This window comes from Microbacterium sp. NRRL B-14842 (assembly GCF_050470785.1).
The window spans coordinates 1-18,557 of sequence record NZ_JBFLUM010000076.1; the positions used below are offsets into that span (position 1 = coordinate 1).

Below are 18,557 nucleotides of genomic sequence, written 5' to 3' on the forward strand. Positions count from 1 at the left end.
TGCTCCACGACATCGCCCTGGAAGAGCACCATGATGTCGTCGGAAAAGTGCCGCGCGGTCGCCAGATCGTGTGTGATGTAGAGGACGCCGAGGTTCTCCTCGCGCTGCAGCTCGGCGAGCAGGTTGAGCACGCCGAGCCGGATCGACACGTCGAGCATCGACACCGGCTCGTCCGCCACGATGAACCGGGCACCGGGGGCGAGGGCCCGCGCGATCGCCACGCGCTGCCGCTGCCCACCGGAGAGCTCGTGCGGGCGCCGTTCGGCGAAGCTCTCCCCCGGAGCGAGCCGCACGCGCTCCAGCAGCTCGATCGCCCGCGCCCGCACCTCGCGGCTGTCGAGCTTCGGGTGGTGGAGCCGGATCGGACGCTCCAGGTGGTGCACGATCGTGTGGAAGGGATTCAGCGAGGCGAACGGGTCCTGGAAGACCATCTGCACGTCCGACCGGTAGCGCTCCAGGGCCGAGCCCCGCGTGCCGGATTCCTCGCCGTCCAGGAGGATGCTCCCCGAGGTCGGCGTCTCCAGCTTCATCAGCATCCGGGCGATGGTGGATTTCCCCGACCCGGACTCGCCGACGAGGGCCGTGGTCCGCCCCGCCTCCAGGGTGAACGACACGTCCTTCACCGCGTGCAGCACACTCGTGCGGAACCCCGACCGCAGGTGGAAGTCCTTGACGAGGTTTCCTCGCCTCGAGGGTGCCCGCACGCCTCGTCCCGTCCACGCTCATCGGATGACCTCCTGGTTCACGCCGCCGCTGCGGACGAAGTCGCCCCGCTCGCCCGTGAGGGACGGGAAGCTCGACAGCAGCCGCTGGGTGTACTCGTGCTGCGGTGTTGCGGTAGATCTCCTCGGCCGTGCCCTGCTCGACGATCCGTCCCCTGCAGCATGACGGCGATGCGGTCGCTGATCTCGATGAGCATGGGCAGGTCGTGGGTGATGATGATGACGGCGAACCCGAGCTTCTCCCGCAGACGCATGATCTCCCGGATGATGCCGCGCTGCACGACCACGTCGAGCGCCGTGGTGGGCTCGTCCATGATCATGACCTGCGGGTCGAGTGCCAGCGCCATCGCGATCATCATGCGCTGGCGCATGCCGCCGGAGAGCTCGTGCGGGAAGCTCGTCAACCGTCCCGGATCGACGCCGACGAGCGTGAAGCAGCTCCTCGGCGCGCTCCTGCTTGGCCTTCTTGGACATTCCGGGACGATGGGTGTCGAAGATGTCGAAGATCTGCGCGCGGACCGAGATGACCGGGTTGAGGGAGTTCATGGCCCCCCTGGAAGACCATCGAGATCTTGTCCCAGCGGAATGCGCGCAGCCCGTCGCCGTCGAGCCCGACGACGTCGATGTCGTGGCCGTCGCGGTCGTGGAACACGATCTCGCCGCCGGTCATCAGAGGCCGGTGCCTTGAGCAGTCGGTTCATCCCGTAGGCGAGAGTGGTCTTGCCGCAGCCCGACTCCCCCGCGAGTCCGAGGATCTCGCCGCGGTGGAGGGTGAGCGAGACATCGCGGACGGCTTTGACGGGCGGATCGACCTCGTACTCGATCGAGACGTTCCTGGCGGTGAGCACGGCGTCGCTCATGCGGTGACCCCCTTCTCCTTCGCGGCCTTGCGCAGACGACGGGCCGAATCGGGCGCGTTGCGCAGCTTCGGGTTGATGACCTCGTCGATGGCGAAGTTGATCAGCGCGAGTCCCGCGCCGAGGATCGCGATCATGATGCCCGGCGGCACGAACCACCACCAGGCACCGCGGCCGAGGGCCTGACCCGACTGTGCGTCGTTGAGGATCGAGCCCCAGGTGATCGAGGAGTTCGGGCCGAGGCCGAGGTAGGAGAGCCCCGCCTCGCCGAGGATGGCGAAGATGATCGCGAACAGGAACTGCGCGGTCAGCAGCGGGAGCAGGTTCGGCATGATCTCGACGAGGATCACCCGGAGGGACTTCTCCCCCGCCACCTTCGACGCGTACACGTAGTCGCGGGTGCGGAGCGAGCGGGTCTGCAGCCGCAGCACGTACGCCGCTCCGGCCCAGGAGGTGATGCCGAGGACGAAGGCGACGAGCTGCCAGCTGCGCTGCGGCACGAAGGATGCGATCACCATGACCAGCGGCAGTCCGGGGATGACGATCATGACGTTGGTCAGGAGCGCGAGGACGTCCTCCCGCCAGCCGCCGAGGTACCCGGCCAGGACACCGAAGAGGAGCGAGAGCACGATGGCGATGCCGCCGGCCGTGACGCCGATGAGCAGCGACCCCTGCGCTCCGATCGCGAGCTGCGCGAGCACGTCGTTGCCGAGCTTGGTCGTGCCCAGCCAGTGCTCCGCCGACGGCGCGGCGAGGGCGGGGTTGTCGGTGCTGCGCGGGTTCTGCGTGAAGAACGGCGCGATGATCGCGAAGAGCACGATGGCGAGCACGAGCACGGCACCGACGATGAACTTCGGCGAGGTGCTGGGCAGGATGCGGCGACGTCTGCGTTCCTGACGCTGGGTGGCCAGAGCGACGGTGCCCTCGGGGGCGACGGTGGGCGACTCCTCCACGAGGAGCGGGTTCTTCGTGTCAGACATTCTGGCGAGCCCTCGGGTCGATGAAGCCATAGACGAGGTCCATGAAGAAGTTGGCGACGAGCACCGTGAGGGTGATCACGAGGAACAGCCCCTGCATCAGCGCGTAGTCGTTGTTGGTGACGGCCTGGAACATGAGCTTGCCGACACCCGGGTAGGTGAACACCTGCTCCATGACGATGGAGCCGGCGACGACGAAGCCGAGGGTGATCGAGAAGCCCGCGATCGACGGGATGGCGGCGTTTCCGCGCGGCGTACGTCGTCATGATGCGCCGCGGCCGCAGTCCCTTCGCCTCAGCGGTGAGGACGTAGTCCTCGGCGAGCGTGGAGACCATCATGTTGCGCATGCCGAACATCCAACCGCCCACCGAGCTGATCACGATCGTGATCGCGGGAAGGAGCGAGTGGGTGACGGCGTCGGAGAAGAACGCCCAGGTCGGCTCCGGGCCGTCCGGGAAGTCGAAGACGTCATACCCGCCGAACATCGGGAACCATCCCAGACCGACGGCGAAGACGGCGATGAGGACGAGCGCGAGCCAGAAGTACGGGATGGATTGCAGGACGGTGGTCGCCGGGATGAGGTGGTCGACCCAGGTGCCGCGCTTCCACCCGGCCCACGCGCCGAGAACGACGCCGAGCAGGAAGGAGATGACCGTGGCGGTGCCGACGAGCACCAGCGTCCACGGCAGGGCGCCGGCGATCAGCTCCGACACCGGGGTGGGGAACTTGGTCACCGACACCCCGAGATCGCCGCGGAGCATGCGTCCCCAGTACGCGAGGTACTGCTCCCAGAGGGACGCATCATCACCGCCGAGCAGGAGCTTGATGTTGCGGATGGTGGTCTCGGAGACCTCTCCGCCGGCCCGCTGCATCTTCGCGATCATGATGTCGGCGGGATCCCCCGGCATGAGCCGGGGAAGCAGGAAGTTGATGGAGATCGCGGCCCACAGCGTGAACGCGTAGAACCCGATCCTTCGTGCATAGAACTTCATGTCACCTGTCCTGACTTCCTGCTTCCCCTGCTCCTCTCGAGACTCAGCCGGCGGGCTTGATCTGCGTCAGCACGTACCCGGCCGCGATCGCACCCCAGGAGGGCGGGAACGCGTAGAGGTTCTCCTCGGTCGGCCAACCGGTGTAGTCCTTCGTGTTGTAGAAGGTCTGCGTGGCGTTGATCACGAGCGGGATGTAGGGCACGTCAGTGACGATCGCGTCCTGGATCGTGGCGTAGAGCTCCTTGCGCTCCGCCTCGTCCTCGGTGCTGATGGCCTGCTGGATGGCCGCATCGACGGTCGGGTTGTTTGTAGCGGCTGAAGTTCCAGCGCCCCGGGGGGATCTCGGTGCCGACGGGGCTGGTGGACTGCACCTCGGTGCCACCGAACCAGTCGCGGTAGATCTGGAACGGGTCGGCGATGGTCGTGCCGACCACGCCGCCGACGATCAGCTGGAACTCGCCGGACTGGCGGGCGTCGACGAACTCCTGCCACTGCACGGTCGACGCGGTGATCTTGATGCCCGCAGCCTCGGCCTGCTCGGCGATGAGCTTCGCGGCGTCGTTGTAGTCCGTCCAGCCGTCGACCGAGATCAGGCTGAGGCTCGACGGGCGCGCCGTCCTTCTCGTAGATCCCGGAGGAGCCCTTGGTGTAGCCGGCAGCCTCGAGGATGGACGCGGCCTCCTCGACGTTGGCCTCCTGCGGGCTGACCTCGTACGCGTCGTCGGTGAGCCACTTCTCATCGCGCGGGAGCAGCGTGTAGGCGGGCGAGACGTCGGCGGTGAGACCGACGAACGCCTTGTCCTTGATGGTGGCGCGGTCGACGGCGACGTTCAGCGCCTGCCGGACCGCCACGTCCGTCTGCGGGCCCGTGCAAGCCGAGCTCGGCGTTCGAGCAGGTGTAGAGGACGGTCGGGTCCTGCGGCGTGTTGATTCCACTCGATCTTGCCGTTGGCGGTCGCGTCGTCCGGGTTCGGGATGAACATGCCGGTCCAGTCCAGCTCACCCGCCGTCACCAGATCCTGCGCGGTCTGGTTGTTGTCGACCGCGATGTACTGGACCTTCTTGATGGCCAGCTCGTCGGCGCCGCGGTAGTTCTCGTTGGCGACCAGCGTGTAGGACTCGCTCGTGGTCTTGTCCACGACGTACGGGCCCGACCCGACCGGCTCCTCGTTCGTGAAGTTCGCGAAGTCGTCGACGTCCTTCCAGATGTGCTCGGGGAGGATGTAGCTCGACCCCATCCGCTGGAACTCCGTGGTGTACTGCGCGATGCCGTAGGTGAGCACGACCGTGGTGTCGTCGGTGGCCTCGGCGGAGACCAGCTGGTTGCCCTCGGGGTTGTTCGCCTCGTACAGGAAGGTGAAGGCCACGTCCGCGGCCGTGAGCGGCTCGCCGTCGCTCCACTTCAGGTCGGGCTTGATCTTCACCGTGATCTGCGTGCCGTCTTCGTTGTACTCGAAGGACTCGCCGATGAGGCCGATGGGCTCCTCGTCCTTGGTCTTGTTGTAGAAGAACAGCGGCTCGTAGATCGGGCCGAGTGCGCCGTGGAGCACGTTCGGGGCGAACGGGTTGTAGTTCGTCGTGATCGGCGTCGTGCTGCCGGCCCAGACGCGGAGGGCACGGTCGCTGGACGCGTTGCCGCCCTCGTCGCCGTCCACCGCCGCCGCCACCACAGGCCGTCAGGCCCAGGGCGAGGACCGAGGCCCCCGCGACCGCCGTGAGCGCGATCTTGCGCTTTCCGTTACGGATCATTCTTCATTTCCTCTCGGTGCTGCACTGCAGGAGGGATTCTCCGGTTGGAGCCCGAACCCCGGGCGGGGTTCACGGGAACCCCGGGAGGTGGCCTGCGGGCCGCCCTCGAAGGGGTTTGTTAGGACAGTAACCTAACAAACCCGCTCCGGGGGAACAAGCCTTCCTGCGGGCAGGAGATAACGTTTCGGACTCGACACTCCTGCGCGTCATATGCCCGCACTAAAGGTCGTCATGACACTAAGATCGGCTGCGGAGGTTAAGGTGCATATGACTCGAAGTGCGGACATCCGCGTCGCCGTCTCGACGGTGATCCTCACGCTGCGCCGCGGTGACGACGGTCCTCCCGTTCTCGCACTCCCCCTCGTCCGCCGTACCCGCGAGCCGTTCGCAGAGCGATGGGCGCTTCCCGGCGGGTGGCTCACCCCCGAGGAGTCGCCGGTCGACGCCGCGGCCCGGACACTCGCCGAGACGACGGGCCTTGCGCCCACCTACCTGGAGCAGCTCTACGCCTTCGGCGCCGTCGACCGCTCCCCCACGCGGGTCGTCTCGATCGTGTACTGGGCACTGCTGCGTCAGGACGACGTCGAAGCCCAGATCACCGCGCATCGGGGCATCCGGTCGCGCGCCGGAGAACGTGGAGTGGTTCGATGTCGACGGCCTGCCCGCACTCGCCTTCGATCATCACGAGATCATCGAGTACGCGCTCTGGCGCCTCCGCAACAAGGTCGGCTACAGCCGCGTGGCCCAGGGCTTCCTGCCCGCCGAGTTCACGCTCGCCGAGCTGCGGGAGGCGTACGAGTCGATCCTCGGGCGCCCACTGGACCCCTGCGAACTTCCGGCGGCAGGTCGAGGCCGCGGGCAACCTCACCCGCACCGACCGCTTCCGCACGGGCAGCCACCGCCCGGCCCGCCTGTACCGCGACGACACCGACGTCGAGCTCGCCGACCGCGGCCCGCTCCGCCCCGAGGAAACGAGAACCCGATGAGCATCACCTTCATCCCGACCCCCGTGGTCCCTGCGGCCGACCCGTCCGTCGATCACGCGATCCAGGCCATCGTCGGTGGAGCCTCCACCGACGCTACGTGCACCACCGACCTCGCCGTCGGCCCGTGGGACTTCGACACGCGCCCCGGTACGGGCCCGGATCCTCCATGGGCGACGTCATCCCGACCGGGGCTCCCCGGCAGGGGGAGCTCCCCGCCGCCTACCGCGAGGCGGACGAAGCCGAGCTCCACCGGCGCATCGAGGCGGCCAAGGCGACCCTCGGAGACCGGGTGGTGATCCTCGGCCACTTCTACCAGCGCGAGGAGGTCGTGACCCATGCGGACGAGGTGGGTGACTCGTTCCAGCTCGCCACCGCCGCCACGATGCGGCCGGATGCGGAGGCGATCGTCTTCTGCGGCGTGCACTTCATGGCCGAGACCGCCGACCTCCTGTCGCAGCCCGACCAGGCCGTGATCCTGCCGAATCTCCGCCGCCGGGTGCTCCATGGCGGACATGGCCGACATCGACCAGGTGGAGGAGTGCTGGGAGCAGCTCGCCGACGTGCTGGGCGACCTCGACACCCCCGACTCCGACGGCCGCGTGCCGGTGATCCCCGTCACCTACATGAATTCCTCCGCGGCGATCAAGGGCTTCGTCGGGCGGCACGGCGGCATCGTGTGCACCTCGTCGAACGCCGCCACGGTGCTGGAGTGGGCCTTCGCCCGCGGCCGTCGCGTGCTCTTCTTCCCCGACCAGCATCTGGGTCGGAACACCGCGAAGGCCATGGGGGTGCCGCTCGACCGGATGCCGATGTGGAACCCGCGGCGAGCGCTCGGCGGCTCCACCCCGGAGGAGCTCGTCGACGCGGAGGTGATCCTCTGGCACGGCTTCTGCTCCGTGCACCGGGCGGTTCACCGTGGCGCAGATCGACCAGGCCCGCGCGGAGCACCCGGGGGTCCGCGTGATCGTGCATCCGGAGTGCCCGATGAAGGTCGTCGACGCGGCCGATGCGGCCGGCTCCACGGAGTACATCCGCCGCGCCATCGCCGAGGCCACGGAGCCCGACGACGTTCGCGGTCGGGACCGAGATCAACCTCGTGCGCCGCCTGGCCGCGCAGTACCCGCAGCACCGGATCTTCTGCCTCGACCCGGTCGTCTGCCCGTGCTCGACCATGTACCGCATCCACCCCGGCTACCTCGCGTGGGTGCTGGAGGAGCTGGTCGCCGGCCGCACCCCGAACCGCATCACGGTCTCCCCTGACGTCGCCGCCCCGGCTCGCCTCGCGCTCGAGCGGATGCTCGCCGCCAAGCCGCCGGTGGCCGCCGGGGCACGATGAACGTCGTCGTCGTCGGCTCCGGGATCGCCGGACTCACCGCCGCGCTGCACGCGCACGAGATCGGGCATGCCGTGACGCTCGTGACGAAAGAGCGCGCTCGGGGGCGGATGCACGCCGCTCGCGCAGGGCGGCGTGGCCGGCGGCTACGGGCCGGGCGACGGACCGGCGGCGCATGCCGCCGACACGATCAGCGCCGGAGCGGGTCTGTGCGATCCGGCCGCCGTCGACGCGCTCGTGGCGGACGGCGCCGCCCGGATCGCCGAGCTCCTGGCCCGCGGCGTCGCCTTCGACCGGGCGCCGGGCGGTGCCCTCGCCCGCGGGCGGGAGGCGGCGCACACCCATGCCCGCATCCTCCACGCCGGGGGCGACGCGACCGGGGCCGCGATCTCCGCGGCGCTGTGCGCGGCCCGTTCAGCGCACGCCGATGTCCGTCCGCGAGCGGACGATGCTCCTCGATCTGATCGTCGAGGCGGGACGGATCCGCGGGATCACGGTCCTCCGCGAGGGCGCCGCGGTCGAGATCCGGGCCGACGCCGTGATCCTCGCCACGGGCGGGGCAGGGCAGCTCTACGCGCACACGACCAATCCGATCGAGGACGACCGGCGACGGCATCGCGGCGGCTCTGCGCGCCGGCGCCGCCATCGCCGACCTGGAGTTCGTGCAGTTCCACCCGACCACCCTCCCCGGCGTCCGGGTCTTCCTCCTGTCCGAAGCCGTCCGCGGTGAGGGAGCCGTGCTCCGCGACAGCGACGGACGACGGTTCGTGTTCGACAGCCACCCCGACGGGGAGCTCGCCCCGCGCGACGTCGTCGCCCGGGCCATCGCCGGGCAGGCAGCCCGGCAGGGGACGCCTGTGCACCTCGATGCCACCGGGCTGGGGGCCGATGCGCTCGCCCGCCGCTTCCCGACCATCGACCGCATGACGCGCGACCGCGGTTTCGACTGGTCCCGGGAGCCGCTGCCGGTGACCCCCGCCGCGCACTACCTCATGGGCGGCGTCGTCACCGACCGGCACGGACGGACCACCATCCCGGGGCTGTACGCCGCCGGCGAGATCGCCCGGGACAGGAGTGCACGGAGCCAACCGGCTCGCCTCCAACTCGCTCCTCGAAGGAGCCGTGTTCGGAGCCAGGGCCGCCGCCGCGCTGGACGAGCCATGGCCCACCGCTGCCGTCGACATCACCCCGTGTCCGTCACCGACGGACGGGACAGACGCGGCGGACGCGGATGTCGCACCGGAGCCCCTCCCCCCGTTCGACCGCGCGGCTCTGCAGCGGCTGCTGTGGGACGAGGTCGGCCTGCGGCGGAACGGATCCGGCCTGCACCGCGCTCTCCGCATCGTGCGCGGGGTGGGCCGTCGGGTTGCCTCCTGCGGTCGACGTGCGCACGTACGAGGACCGGAATCTGCTGCTGGTCGCCGACGCCACCCTTCGTGCCGCCCTGGCACGCCCGGCCTCGGTCGGCGCCCATCACCGCGATGATCCCGCCCCCGACGCACCGACCATGGCACACCCGTCGATCCTGGAGACCGCCTGATGCTCACCCACGCCACCCTGCACCGCGTCGTCGGAGCCCGCGCTCGAGGAGGACGCCCCCTGGGGCGACCTCACCAGCACCACCTTGCTCCCCGCGGAGACGACGGCCACGGCCGACCTCGTCGCCCGCGAGGACGGGGTCTTCAGCGGCGGCGAGGTGTTCGCCGCCGCGTTCATCCTCACCGACCCGGACGTCACGGTCGACCTGCACGTGGGCGACGGCGATGCCTTCACGGCTTCCGACGTGCTGGCCACCGTGACAGGGCCGGCCCGCGCTGTGCTCACCGCCGAAACGCGCCGCGTTGAACTTCGCGCAGCGGATGTCGGGCATCGCGACGCTCACCGCCGCCTACGTCCGCGAAGTCGAGGGAACGCGGGCGCGCATCGCCGACACCCGCAAGACCACGCCCGGTCTGCGGGCGTTCGAGCGGCACGCGGTCGTGTCCGGCGGCGGGCGGAACCATCGGTACTCGCTCTCCGACTCGGTCATGGCGAAGGACAACCACCTCGCAGTGCTCCAGAGGTCCGGGCTCGATCTCGCGACGGCTCTCCGCGAGGCACTCTCGCGGCTGCCGCACACCGCCCACGTCGTCGTCGAGGTCGACCGTCTCGACCAGATCCCTGCGGTGCTCGACGGCGGCGCCCATACCGTGCTCCTGGACAATTTCTCCCTCGACGATCTGCGCGCCGGCGTGGCGCTCATCGGCGAGCGCGCCACCGTGGAGGCCTCGGGCGGCGTCGAGCTGACCACCGTCCGCGCCATCGCCGAGACCGGGGTGGATGTGATCTCGGTCGGAGCCCTCACGCACTCCGCGCGGGCGCTGGACCTCGGACTCGACCTCCGGATCGACTGAGTCCGTGCTGTACCTCGACCACGCCGCGACGTCTCCGGTACGCCCCGAGGTGCGGGCGGCCATGGAGCCCTTCCTCACCGAGGTGTTCGGCAACCCCGCCAGCCACCACACCGCGGGCGAGACCGCGGCGCGCGCGCTGGAGGACGCCCGCGCCCGGGTGGCCCGCGTGTTCGGGACGCGGGCAGGGGATGTCGTCTTCACCGGCGGCGGCACGGAGGCGAACAACCTCGCCGTGAAGGGACTCGCCCTGGGAGCGCTCGCCTCCGGCCGGCGGCGCGTCGTCGTGTCCCCCATCGAGCACGAGTCGATCCGGGAGTCGGCGGCGTACCTCGCGCGGTTCCACGGGGTGACGGTCGCGATGCCCGCCGTCGACGGCACCGGACGGATCACGCCGGACGCCCTCGACACGGCGCTCACCGACGACACGGCCGTCGTGTCCCTCGGACACGCGAACAACGAGATCGGCACCGTCCAGGACATCGCGGCGCTCCGCGAGGTCGTCCACGCCCGCCGCGTGCCCCTCCACGTCGACGCCGTGCAGTCGGCCGGCTGGCTGCCGCTGCACGAGCTGCATGCCGACGCGGTGTCGATCGCCGGGCACAAGCTCGGCGCTCCCAAGGGCACCGGGGCGCTCGTCGTCCGCGGACGCCTCCCTCTGGAACCGCTCCTGCACGGCGGCGGCCAGGAGCGTGGGCGGCGGTCCGGCACCGTCGACGTCGCGGGAGCGGTGGGCCTGGCGACGGCACTGGATCTCGCCGAGCGGAGCGCGAAGACACCGCGACCCGGGTGGAGGCCGCGACGGCGCGTTTCATCGCCGAGGTGCAGCGCCGCGTGCCCGTGGCCGCACTCACGGGGCATCCCACGCAGCGGCTCCCCGCGACGGCGAGCTTCACGATCGCCGGCTGTGAGCGGCGAGGCGGTGCTGCTGGAGCTGGAGCGCCGCGGGGTGATCTCGTCCAGCGGCTCCGCCTGCGCCGCCGGCAGCGACGAGCCCTCCCCCGTGCTGCTCGCGTGCGGCATCGCCCCGGAGGTCGCCCAGACGGCCGTGCGCTTTACCTTCGGGCGCTCGGCCCTCCCTGCGGACGCTCCGGAGCGCCTCGCCGCACTCGTCGCGGAAGCGGTCGACGCGGTCCGCGGCTGACGGACGGCCCTAGACTCGGCGGAGTGACCGCCCCCGCCCCGATCGTGACGCTGATCGTGCCCGGACGCGACATCGCCGCGTTCGCCCCCTCCGCCCTCGACTCCCTCCGTGCGCAGACGGACGAGCGGTGGCGTGCGATCCTCATCGACGACGGCTCCACCGACGACACGGGAGCGATCTTCGCCGACGCCGCCGCGACGGATCCCCGCTTCACCCTGATCCGGCATGAGGCTTCCGTCGGGCTCGGCGCCGCGCGCAATGTCGGCCTCGCGCGGGTCGACACGCCCTTCACGGGCTTCCTCGATGCGGATGACGAGCTGATGCCGGACGCCCTCTCGACGCTCGTGGGCACGCTCGAACGCACGGAGAGCGACTTCGCCGCCGGTGCCTACGTGCGGCTGCGTCCCCAGGGGCGAGGGTACGTGCCCGGCCGCGTACAGCCGTGGGTGGCCGCGGCGACCTCTCCTCGCCGTCTCGGCACCACCCTCGCGGAGCATCCGCAGGCTGTGTCGAACATCGTCGCATGGCCAAGGTGAGCCGCACCGAGATGTGGTCCGACCTGCGGTTCCCCGAGGGTGTCGCCTACGAGGACCAGGTCGTCGCGCAGACGATGTACACCCGGGCGCGCGCCTTCGACGTGCTGCCTGACGTCGTGGTAGCGCTGGCGCGTCCGAGCGGACGGCACCTCGATCACCCAGGGCAAGGCGCAGCTCCCCGTGCTCCGCGACTACCTCGCTGCGCTCCGCGGCGGCATCCGTGTGCTGCAGGCGGCGGGCGCGCACGCCGCCGTGACCGCTCGACTCGACCTCATCTCGCGATGGACGTCGCTCCGCTCCGGGAGATCGCGGACACGCACCCGGATCCCGCCTACGCGGCGGAGGTGTCCGCGTCCTGGCCGAACTGCGCGCCCTTCCCGAATTCGCCGACGCCCGCCCCGACCCCACCCTCGCCGACGCCCTCGCGTGGTGAGCCCCGCCGGAAGGACCCCCCGCATGACCGACTACCTCTCCTCGCTCTTCGCGCTCGACGGCCGCACCGCGGTCGTGACCGGCGGCAGCTCGGGCATCGGCCGCGGCATCGCGACGGCGCTCGCCCGGGCCGGGCGGCCACGGTGATCGTCGCCCGCGGCGCGGAGCGCATCGCGGAGACCGTCGAGGAGCTGAACGCGCAGGGGTGCCGGGCCGCGGGCGTCGTCGGCGATCTGGGCTCCCGCGACGGCATCCACGCGGTCGCGGAGGGCCGCTGCCGTCCCCTTCGGCGAGCCGGACATCCTCGTCAACTCCCGCCGGCATCAACATCCGTCCGCCCTACGCCGAGATCACCGAGGCGGACTGGGACGCGACGATGACCGTCAACGCGCTCGCCCCGTTCCTTCTCGGTCAGCGCTGGGCGCAGGCATGGCTGCGCGCGGGTACGGCGGCTCATCCACATCAGCTCGCAGCAGGCGCACCGGGCATTCGTGGGCAGCGGGGTGTACGGCGCCTCCAAGGGCGCGGTCGAGTCGCTCATGCGCTCGGAGGCCGAGGCCTGGGGTGGTACCGGTGTGACGAGCAACACCCTCGTCCCGGGATTCGTCCTCACTCCCCTGAACGCCCGCCTGCAGGAGGATCCCGCCACGATCGCGGCCCTCGCGGCCCGGACGATGGTCGGAACGCAACGGCCCCCGGAGGACTCGCCGCGGCCGCGGTCTTCCTCGCGGGTCCCGGCTCGGCGTATGTCACCGGCCAGTCGCTGTTCGTCGACGGCGGGCTCTCCGTCCACTGACCCGCGAAGCCGTCAGCCGTCGGTCGGGCGCGGTCGGGCGTCGGCGCTGGATGCCGTCGGCAGCGGTACGCCGGTCGTGAGCGCCACGACGGCGTCGGCCGCCGCGGAGTCCTCGGCTCGCGGTCCGCACGGCGCCCGGCGAGCGGAGCATCGACGCCCTCCTCGACACCGCCACGGATCGGCGGCCTCCTCCTCGGCTTCTGCTTCGATCTCGGCGTTCAGCACACGCGACGCGGCCACCTGCTGTGTGCCGCCAGCTCGGCGTAGAGGCCGCCCTGCGCGAGGAGCTCCGCGTGGGTGCCGGACTCCACGATGCGACCGGCCTCCAGCACATGGATGACGTCCGCCCCATGACCGTCGAGAGGCGGTGCGCGATCGACAGGGTCGTGCGCCCCTTGGCCGCCTCGTCGAGGGCTTCCTGCACCACGCGCTCGGACACTGGTGTCCAGGGCGGAGGTCGCCTCGTCGAGCAGGAGCACCGGCGGGTCCTTCAGGAGCACGCGGGCGATCGCGATCCGCTGTTTCTCTCCGCCGGAGAGCCGGTATCCGCGCTCCCCCACGACGTGTCGTAGCCCTTCTCGAAGCCGCGATGATGTGGTGGATGTTGGCCGCGGTGCAGGCGGCGACCAGTTCCTCGTCGGTCGCATCGGGCTTTGCATAGCGGAGGTTCTCCCGGATCGTCGCGTGGAACAGGTAGGTCTCCTGGAGACGTGCCCACGTCGTCGATGATCGACTCCTGCTGTGAGCGTGCGCACGTCCGCCCCTGCGAACAGCACCGCGCCGCCCTTGGCCTCGTACAGCCGTGGGGCGAGATAGAGGATCGTGGTCTTGCCGGCGCCGGACGGGCCGACGAAGGCGACGTGCTGCCCGGGCTCGGCCACGAACGAGACCCCGTGCAGCGTGGGGCGCGAGTCGGCCGCGGCATCCGGATAGCGGAACACGACGTCCTGGAACTCGACGCGTCCGCGCGGCCCAGGGGCCTGCGCGACGGTGACCGCGTCGGGGGCGTCGGTGATCTCCGGTACGAGGTCGAGGTACTCGAAGATGCGGGCGAACAGCGCGGACGAGGTCTGCAGATCGAGCGAGACCCGCATGAGCCCCATGAGCGGCATGAGCAGCCGCGCCTGGACCGTCGTGAAGGCCACGATCGTACCCGCGGTGATCGCTCCCGTCCCGCCCGCGATGAGGTAGCCGGACACCAGATAGATGACGGCCGGCACGCTCGCCATGATGACCTGCACGACCGCGAAGAAGCCCTGGCCGCTCATGGCCCGGCGCACCTGCAGGCGCAACTGGTTGCGGTTCTCCTGCTGGTAGCGCTCGGACTCGGGTGCGCTGGCGGTTTGAACGCCTTGGACAGCAGCATGCCCGAGACGCTCAGGGTCTCCTGGGTGATGGAGGTCAACTCGGACAGCGACTCCTGGGTCTCCCCCGCGATGCGCGCCGCACCTGCCCACGCGTCGCTGCACGAGCACGAGGAAGGGCATCAGCACGACCGCGATGAGGGTGAGGCGCCAGTCGATGAGGATCATCGCGACGAGGGAGGCGATCACCGTGACGGCGTTGCCGAGGATGCTGGTGACGGTGTTCGTCAGCACGCCGGAGACACCGCCGACGTCGTTCTGCAGCCGGGACTGGATCACCCCGGTCTTCGTCCGGGTGAAGAAGCCGAGCTCCATCGCCTGCAGGTGCTCGAACAGCCGCACCCGGAGATCGCCCGTGACGCTGTTGCCGACCGTCGCCGTGAGCCAGGTCTGCGCGACGCCGAGGACCGCCGAGAAGAGGAAGAGGCCGACCATCGCCCCGACGAGCACGCCGAGCAGGGAGAGGTGGGGGCCGCCGCCGTCGACGGGAACAGGGCGTCGTCGAAGATGCGCTGCACGAGGAGCGGCGGGATGACCGCGATACCCGCGCCGAGGACCACGAGGACACCGGTGAAGAGGATGCGCCACCGGTAGGCGCTGAACAGAGCGACGACCCGGGTGCCGAGCCCGTCGATCTTCGGGCCTCCGCGTTGAGCCGACGCTGGGCGTCCTCGTCCACGCCGCGGAAACCGCCCCGCGGACCACCGCCCATCCCGCCCATGCTCATGGCGCCAGCGTACTCAGGACGGCGGACACCGCGGGCCGTCGTCTCCGCTCAGGGCGGATATCGCAGGGATCGGAATGAAATGTCCCACCGACCCGTTACGCTGAATGACTCTCGCGAACTCTCGCACATCTCTTTTTCTTCCGATGCCCTGGAGGCCGCCCATGTCTGCCGTCGATACCGCTCCATCACGACGCCCCCCGCATCGCACGGGGAGATCCCGCGCAAGGACATGCGGGTCATCTGGCTGCTGCTCGTCGCCGCCTTCGTCGCCATCCTCAACGAGACGACGATGGGCATCGCGATCCCGCACCTGAACACCGATCTCGGCATCCCGCCCGAGCTCGGCCAGTGGCTGACGAGCGCGTTCATGCTCACGATGGCGGTGGTCATCCCGACCACCGGCTTCATCCTGCAGCGCTTCACGACGCGGCAGGTCTTCATCGCTGCGATGACCGCGTTCTCGATCGGGACGCTCGTGGCTTTCGTCGCACCCGGCTTCTCGGTGCTGCTCGTGGGCCGCGTGATCCAGGCCGCCGGCACGGGGATCATGATGCCGCTGCTGATGACGACGATCATGAACGTCGTGCCCGCGCAGTCCCGCGGTCGCATGATGGGCCGCGTCGGTCTCGTCATCTCGCTCGCGCCCGCGATCGGCCCGACGCTCGCGGGGGCCGTGCTCGACGCGTTCAACTGGCGCGCGCTGTTCGCCATCGTGCTGCCCATCGCCCTGATCTCGCTCGCCATGGGCGCGAAGTGGATGACCAACCTCGGCGAGACCCGCAAGGCTCCGCTCGACGTGCTGTCCATCCGCTCGCGGCGCTCGGCTTCGGCGGCATCGTCTTCGGCCTCAGCAGTTCGGCGGCGAGGGCGGATCGGGCGGCACGACCGGCGTCATCGCTCTGGTCGTCGGCGCCGTCTCGCTCGCCCTGTTCGTCTGGCGTCAGATCGTGCTGCAGCGCGTCGACGACGCCCTGCTCGACCTGCGCGTGTTCCGCTCGGCGAACTTCTCGCTGGCCGTCATCATCATGACGATCCTGGCGTTGTCGATGTTCGGCACCCTGACGCTGCTGCCGCAGTACCTGCAGAACGTGGCGGACTGACCGCGCTGGAGTCGGGCCTCATCTTGCTCCCCGGTTCGGTGCTGATGGCCTGCTCGGTCCGATCATGGGCCGTGTCTACGACGCGAAGGGCACCCGTCCGCTGCTCACCCCGGGACGATCCTCGTCTCGGCGGCGCTGTTCTTCTATTCGACGGTCGGAGAGCACACCGTGTGGTGGCTGCTGATCATCGTGCAGGCGGCCATGTCGGTCGGCCTCGCGATGTCGTTCACGCCGCTGTTCTCCTCGTCGCTCGGGTCGTTGCACCGCTCGCTGTACTCGCACGGCTCGGCGGTGCTCAACACGCTGCAGCAGGTCGGCGGGGCGGCCGGCGTCGCCCTGCTCACGGTCACGTACTCGGCGATCCTGCACGCCGGCGAGGACGAGGGCCTGTCGCGGGCCGTGGCCGGTGCCCCCGGAGCGCGGACGGCCTTCCTCATCGCGGCGATCATCTCGCTCGCGGCGGTCGCGCTCAGCCCGCTGGTGCGCAAGCCCGCCGACGACATCGGCGACGCGGCGCACGGCGGTCACTGACCGCGCAGCCACACCGACGGCGTCTGCCGCTCACCGCTCCTTGGGGGCGGGGATGTGGCAGACGCCGTTGCTGCAGTAGCCGGCGGCATCGCCCTCGAGCAGCTCGATCGCACCCGGCAGCGGCTGCAGCCCGAGCGGCGCGTCCTGCCCGGTGTTCTCCTGCTTCGATTCGGTCATCCCTCGATCGTACGCCTGCCAGGAGCACCGGGCGCCGCACGCTCTTCTCTGCGCCTAGAGCGGCGTATCGTTCCCGGCGAGGGGTGCGCACCCTCGCCGCGCGCCCCGGAGCCGAGGAGGCGCCATGATCATCCACCCTCCCGAACGGGCCACCGCGACCGGCCACGTCGCCGCGATGTACGAGAGCGACCTCGCCGACGACGGCATCGTGTTCGCTCACACCAAGGCCATGGCCGTGAACCCCGACGCCCACGCCGCCTTCGAAGCCCTCGTCCGCGCGGTCGTCCCGTCGATCGGCGTGCCGATCTACGAGGCCGCGACCCTGGGGGCGGCGCGGGCCATCGGATCCGCGCACTGTCTGCTCGCCCACGGCCGCCGCTCCCTGCGCGCCGGCGTCGTCGACGAGGAAGGACTCGCCGCCTTCGCCGCGGGAGACGACCGCGGTTTCACGGAGCAGGAGCAGGCCGTGATCCGCTTCGCCACGCGGCTGTCGACCGATCCGGGGGCGATGACCGACGCCGATGCGCAGGAGCTGCGAGACCAGGGGTTCAGCGACCGGCAGATCGTGGACATCACCCTGGCGGCGGCGGCGCGCAACTACTTCAGCAGGGCTCTTCTCGCGCTGGCCGTGCCCGTCGAGGACGTCCCGGGGCTGGACCCGGCGCTCACCGCGGCTCTCACGCGGACCACCGGGGCCCCGCCGCCAGGCGATCGATAGGCCGTTCCGCCTAATCTGGACGGATGCTCCGACGATTCCTCGCCCGCGTGTACTGGGCCGTCAGCCGGTGGACCCTCGTCGCCGACGCCGCGCCGACGCGACCGACCGTCCTGATCGGCGCCCCGCACACCTCGAACTGGGATTTCGTGCTCATGCTCGCGATCGCGTGGCGCCCTCGGCATCGACGTGCACTGGCTGGGCAAGAAGAGCCTGTTCCGCGGCTGGCGGGGCCGATCATGCGCGGGCTCGGGGGCATCGCCGTCGACCGGGCGGATCCGGCGCGCGTCGTCGGCGAGGTCGTGGACCAGGTGCATGCCGGGACGGTGTTCGGCCTCGTCGTCACCCCCGACGGCACACGGGGCGGCAACGAGTACTGGAAGAGCGGGCTTCTACCGGATCGCGCGAGCCACCGGCATGCCGGTCACTCTCGGCTTCGTCGACCGCCACACGATGACGACGGGCCTCGGGCCGACGATCGACCTCACGGGCGACGTGGCCGCCGACATGGACCGGATCGCGCGTTCTACGCCGACAAGCACGGCGTGCGCCCCGAACGTCGCACGGAGCCGCGGTCTGCGCGAGGAGACCGCCGAGCAGCCGGAGGGCTGACGTCTCAGTCCTCGTCGGGTGCGTGGTCCCGGGCGTACGCGAGGTCGTCGTCGGACAGCGACTCGATCATCCCCACCACCGCTCCGGTGATCTCCCGGATCTCTCCCGGACGTCCTCGTCGAGATGCCGCGACCCGCTGTCGATGACCGCGCGACGCGCATCGTCGGACAGCTCGGGCCACCATTCGTCGATCGGGGGAAGGGTCATCTCGGGTCCTTTCCTGAGGCCTGTCCATCCGGCAGCGCAAGGTTCTGGACAGCGCCGGATCGTGCCCACGAGACTATCGCCATGACAGCAGAATCCCGTGGCGGCGCCGACGAGCGCGACGACCGCGATGACGGCCGCGACGAGACCCCGAACGAGCGCGCGGACCGCAACTGGGAGGAGCTGCTGCAGGAACTGCGGGTGATGCAGACC

15 protein-coding genes and 12 pseudogenes are annotated in these 18,557 nt (G+C 70.4%); 16 read left to right on the forward strand and 11 right to left on the reverse strand.

All coding sequences use genetic code 11. The features are described from left to right. From AB1285_RS25170 to AB1285_RS25205, 8 genes and pseudogenes are all read right to left on the reverse strand, one after another. Positions 1-704 (reverse strand): ABC transporter ATP-binding protein (locus AB1285_RS25170; RefSeq protein WP_429978121.1); only part of this gene is annotated, 704 nt, incomplete at its 3' end. Positions 705-722: 18 nt separating this feature from the next. Continuing rightward, positions 723-1,582: pseudogene (locus AB1285_RS25175) on the reverse strand (ABC transporter ATP-binding protein). Then, positions 1,579-2,559 (reverse strand): ABC transporter permease, encoded by a 981-nt coding sequence (locus AB1285_RS25180; protein ID WP_429978122.1) that lies wholly within the window; start codon positions 2,557-2,559, stop codon positions 1,579-1,581. The pseudogene AB1285_RS25175 and the gene AB1285_RS25180 overlap by 4 nt, the downstream one beginning before the upstream one ends. Further along, positions 2,552-3,548, reverse strand: a pseudogene (locus tag AB1285_RS25185) (ABC transporter permease). Before AB1285_RS25185 ends, AB1285_RS25180 begins: the two are co-directional and overlap by 8 nt. 43 nt (positions 3,549-3,591) lie before the next feature. Next, positions 3,592-3,750, reverse strand: a complete 159-nt coding sequence (locus tag AB1285_RS25190) for a hypothetical protein (protein ID WP_429978123.1) — start codon at positions 3,748-3,750, stop codon at positions 3,592-3,594. Position 3,751: 1 nt separating this feature from the next. Then, entirely contained in the window at positions 3,752-4,045 is a 294-nt protein-coding gene (locus AB1285_RS25195; RefSeq protein ID WP_429978130.1) for a hypothetical protein, read from the reverse strand. A gap of 187 nt (positions 4,046-4,232) precedes the next feature. After that, positions 4,233-4,484, reverse strand: a pseudogene (locus tag AB1285_RS25200) (hypothetical protein); the annotation flags it as partial. After that, positions 4,379-5,203: an ABC transporter substrate-binding protein gene (locus AB1285_RS25205; RefSeq protein ID WP_429978124.1), complete on the reverse strand. Its 825-nt coding sequence runs from the start codon at positions 5,201-5,203 to the stop codon at positions 4,379-4,381. The pseudogene AB1285_RS25200 and the gene AB1285_RS25205, both read right to left, overlap by 106 nt. Before the next feature lie 361 nt (positions 5,204-5,564). Between AB1285_RS25205 and AB1285_RS25210 the strand changes: the two are divergent. The 11 genes and pseudogenes from AB1285_RS25210 to AB1285_RS25260 form a co-directional block, all read left to right on the forward strand. Then, positions 5,565-6,283: pseudogene (locus tag AB1285_RS25210) on the forward strand (NUDIX hydrolase). Next, a pseudogene (nadA, locus tag AB1285_RS25215) lies at positions 6,280-7,619 on the forward strand (quinolinate synthase NadA). Before AB1285_RS25210 ends, nadA begins: the two co-directional pseudogenes overlap by 4 nt. A gap of 132 nt (positions 7,620-7,751) precedes the next feature. Then, positions 7,752-7,973: pseudogene (locus tag AB1285_RS25220) on the forward strand (FAD-binding protein); the annotation flags it as partial. Positions 7,974-8,043: 70 nt separating this feature from the next. Beyond that, entirely contained in the window at positions 8,044-8,346 is a 303-nt protein-coding gene (locus tag AB1285_RS25225) for an FAD-binding protein (RefSeq protein WP_429978131.1), read from the forward strand. After that, a pseudogene (locus AB1285_RS25230) lies at positions 8,270-8,620 on the forward strand (FAD-binding protein); the annotation flags it as partial. The gene AB1285_RS25225 and the pseudogene AB1285_RS25230, both read left to right, overlap by 77 nt. Before the next feature lie 380 nt (positions 8,621-9,000). Continuing rightward, entirely contained in the window at positions 9,001-9,156 is a 156-nt protein-coding gene (locus tag AB1285_RS25235) for a hypothetical protein (protein ID WP_429978125.1), read from the forward strand. Beyond that, a pseudogene (gene nadC, locus AB1285_RS25240) lies at positions 9,156-10,009 on the forward strand (carboxylating nicotinate-nucleotide diphosphorylase). The gene AB1285_RS25235 and the pseudogene nadC overlap by 1 nt, the downstream one beginning before the upstream one ends. A gap of 4 nt (positions 10,010-10,013) precedes the next feature. Continuing rightward, a pseudogene (locus tag AB1285_RS25245) lies at positions 10,014-11,150 on the forward strand (cysteine desulfurase family protein). Positions 11,151-11,173: 23 nt separating this feature from the next. Further along, positions 11,174-11,686, forward strand: a complete 513-nt coding sequence (locus AB1285_RS25250) for a glycosyltransferase family 2 protein (RefSeq protein WP_429978126.1) — start codon at positions 11,174-11,176, stop codon at positions 11,684-11,686. Positions 11,687-12,142: 456 nt separating this feature from the next. Then, positions 12,143-12,265, forward strand: a complete 123-nt coding sequence (locus AB1285_RS25255) for a hypothetical protein (RefSeq protein ID WP_429978127.1) — start codon at positions 12,143-12,145, stop codon at positions 12,263-12,265. Positions 12,266-12,621: 356 nt separating this feature from the next. Next, positions 12,622-12,762, forward strand: a pseudogene (locus AB1285_RS25260) (SDR family NAD(P)-dependent oxidoreductase); the annotation flags it as partial. Positions 12,763-13,132: 370 nt separating this feature from the next. Here the strand turns inward: AB1285_RS25260 and AB1285_RS25265 are convergent. Continuing rightward, positions 13,133-14,866: an ABC transporter ATP-binding protein gene (locus AB1285_RS25265; protein ID WP_429978128.1), complete on the reverse strand. Its 1,734-nt coding sequence runs from the start codon at positions 14,864-14,866 to the stop codon at positions 13,133-13,135. 368 nt (positions 14,867-15,234) lie between these two features. Here AB1285_RS25265 and AB1285_RS25270 point away from each other — a divergent pair. Continuing rightward, positions 15,235-16,636 (forward strand): annotated as a pseudogene (locus AB1285_RS25270) (MDR family MFS transporter). Between the two features lie 30 nt (positions 16,637-16,666). On the opposite strand, the gene AB1285_RS25275 reads toward AB1285_RS25270, so the two are convergent. After that, complete coding sequence (locus AB1285_RS25275; protein ID WP_187663623.1) at positions 16,667-16,813, reverse strand: hypothetical protein; 147 nt, start codon at positions 16,811-16,813, stop codon at positions 16,667-16,669. A 124-nt stretch (positions 16,814-16,937) separates the two neighbouring features. On the opposite strand from AB1285_RS25275, the gene AB1285_RS25280 reads away from it, so the two are divergent. From AB1285_RS25280 to AB1285_RS25290, 3 genes and pseudogenes are all read left to right on the forward strand, one after another. Further along, on the forward strand, positions 16,938-17,531 hold the full coding sequence (locus tag AB1285_RS25280) for a carboxymuconolactone decarboxylase family protein (RefSeq protein WP_370428693.1): 594 nt from the start codon (positions 16,938-16,940) through the stop codon (positions 17,529-17,531). Between the two features lie 23 nt (positions 17,532-17,554). After that, positions 17,555-17,848 (forward strand): annotated as a pseudogene (locus AB1285_RS25285) (1-acyl-sn-glycerol-3-phosphate acyltransferase); the annotation flags it as partial. 97 nt (positions 17,849-17,945) lie between these two features. Then, positions 17,946-18,140, forward strand: coding sequence for a hypothetical protein (locus AB1285_RS25290; RefSeq protein WP_429978132.1), 195 nt, complete (start codon positions 17,946-17,948; stop codon positions 18,138-18,140). Positions 18,141-18,206: 66 nt separating this feature from the next. On the opposite strand, the gene AB1285_RS25295 is transcribed toward AB1285_RS25290, so the two are convergent. Beyond that, positions 18,207-18,347 (reverse strand): hypothetical protein, encoded by a 141-nt coding sequence (locus AB1285_RS25295; protein WP_429978133.1) that lies wholly within the window; start codon positions 18,345-18,347, stop codon positions 18,207-18,209. 81 nt (positions 18,348-18,428) lie between these two features. Between AB1285_RS25295 and AB1285_RS25300 the strand changes: the two genes are divergently transcribed. Then, a partial coding sequence (locus tag AB1285_RS25300; protein ID WP_429978129.1) for a DUF6328 family protein occupies positions 18,429-18,557 on the forward strand: 129 nt, incomplete at its 3' end.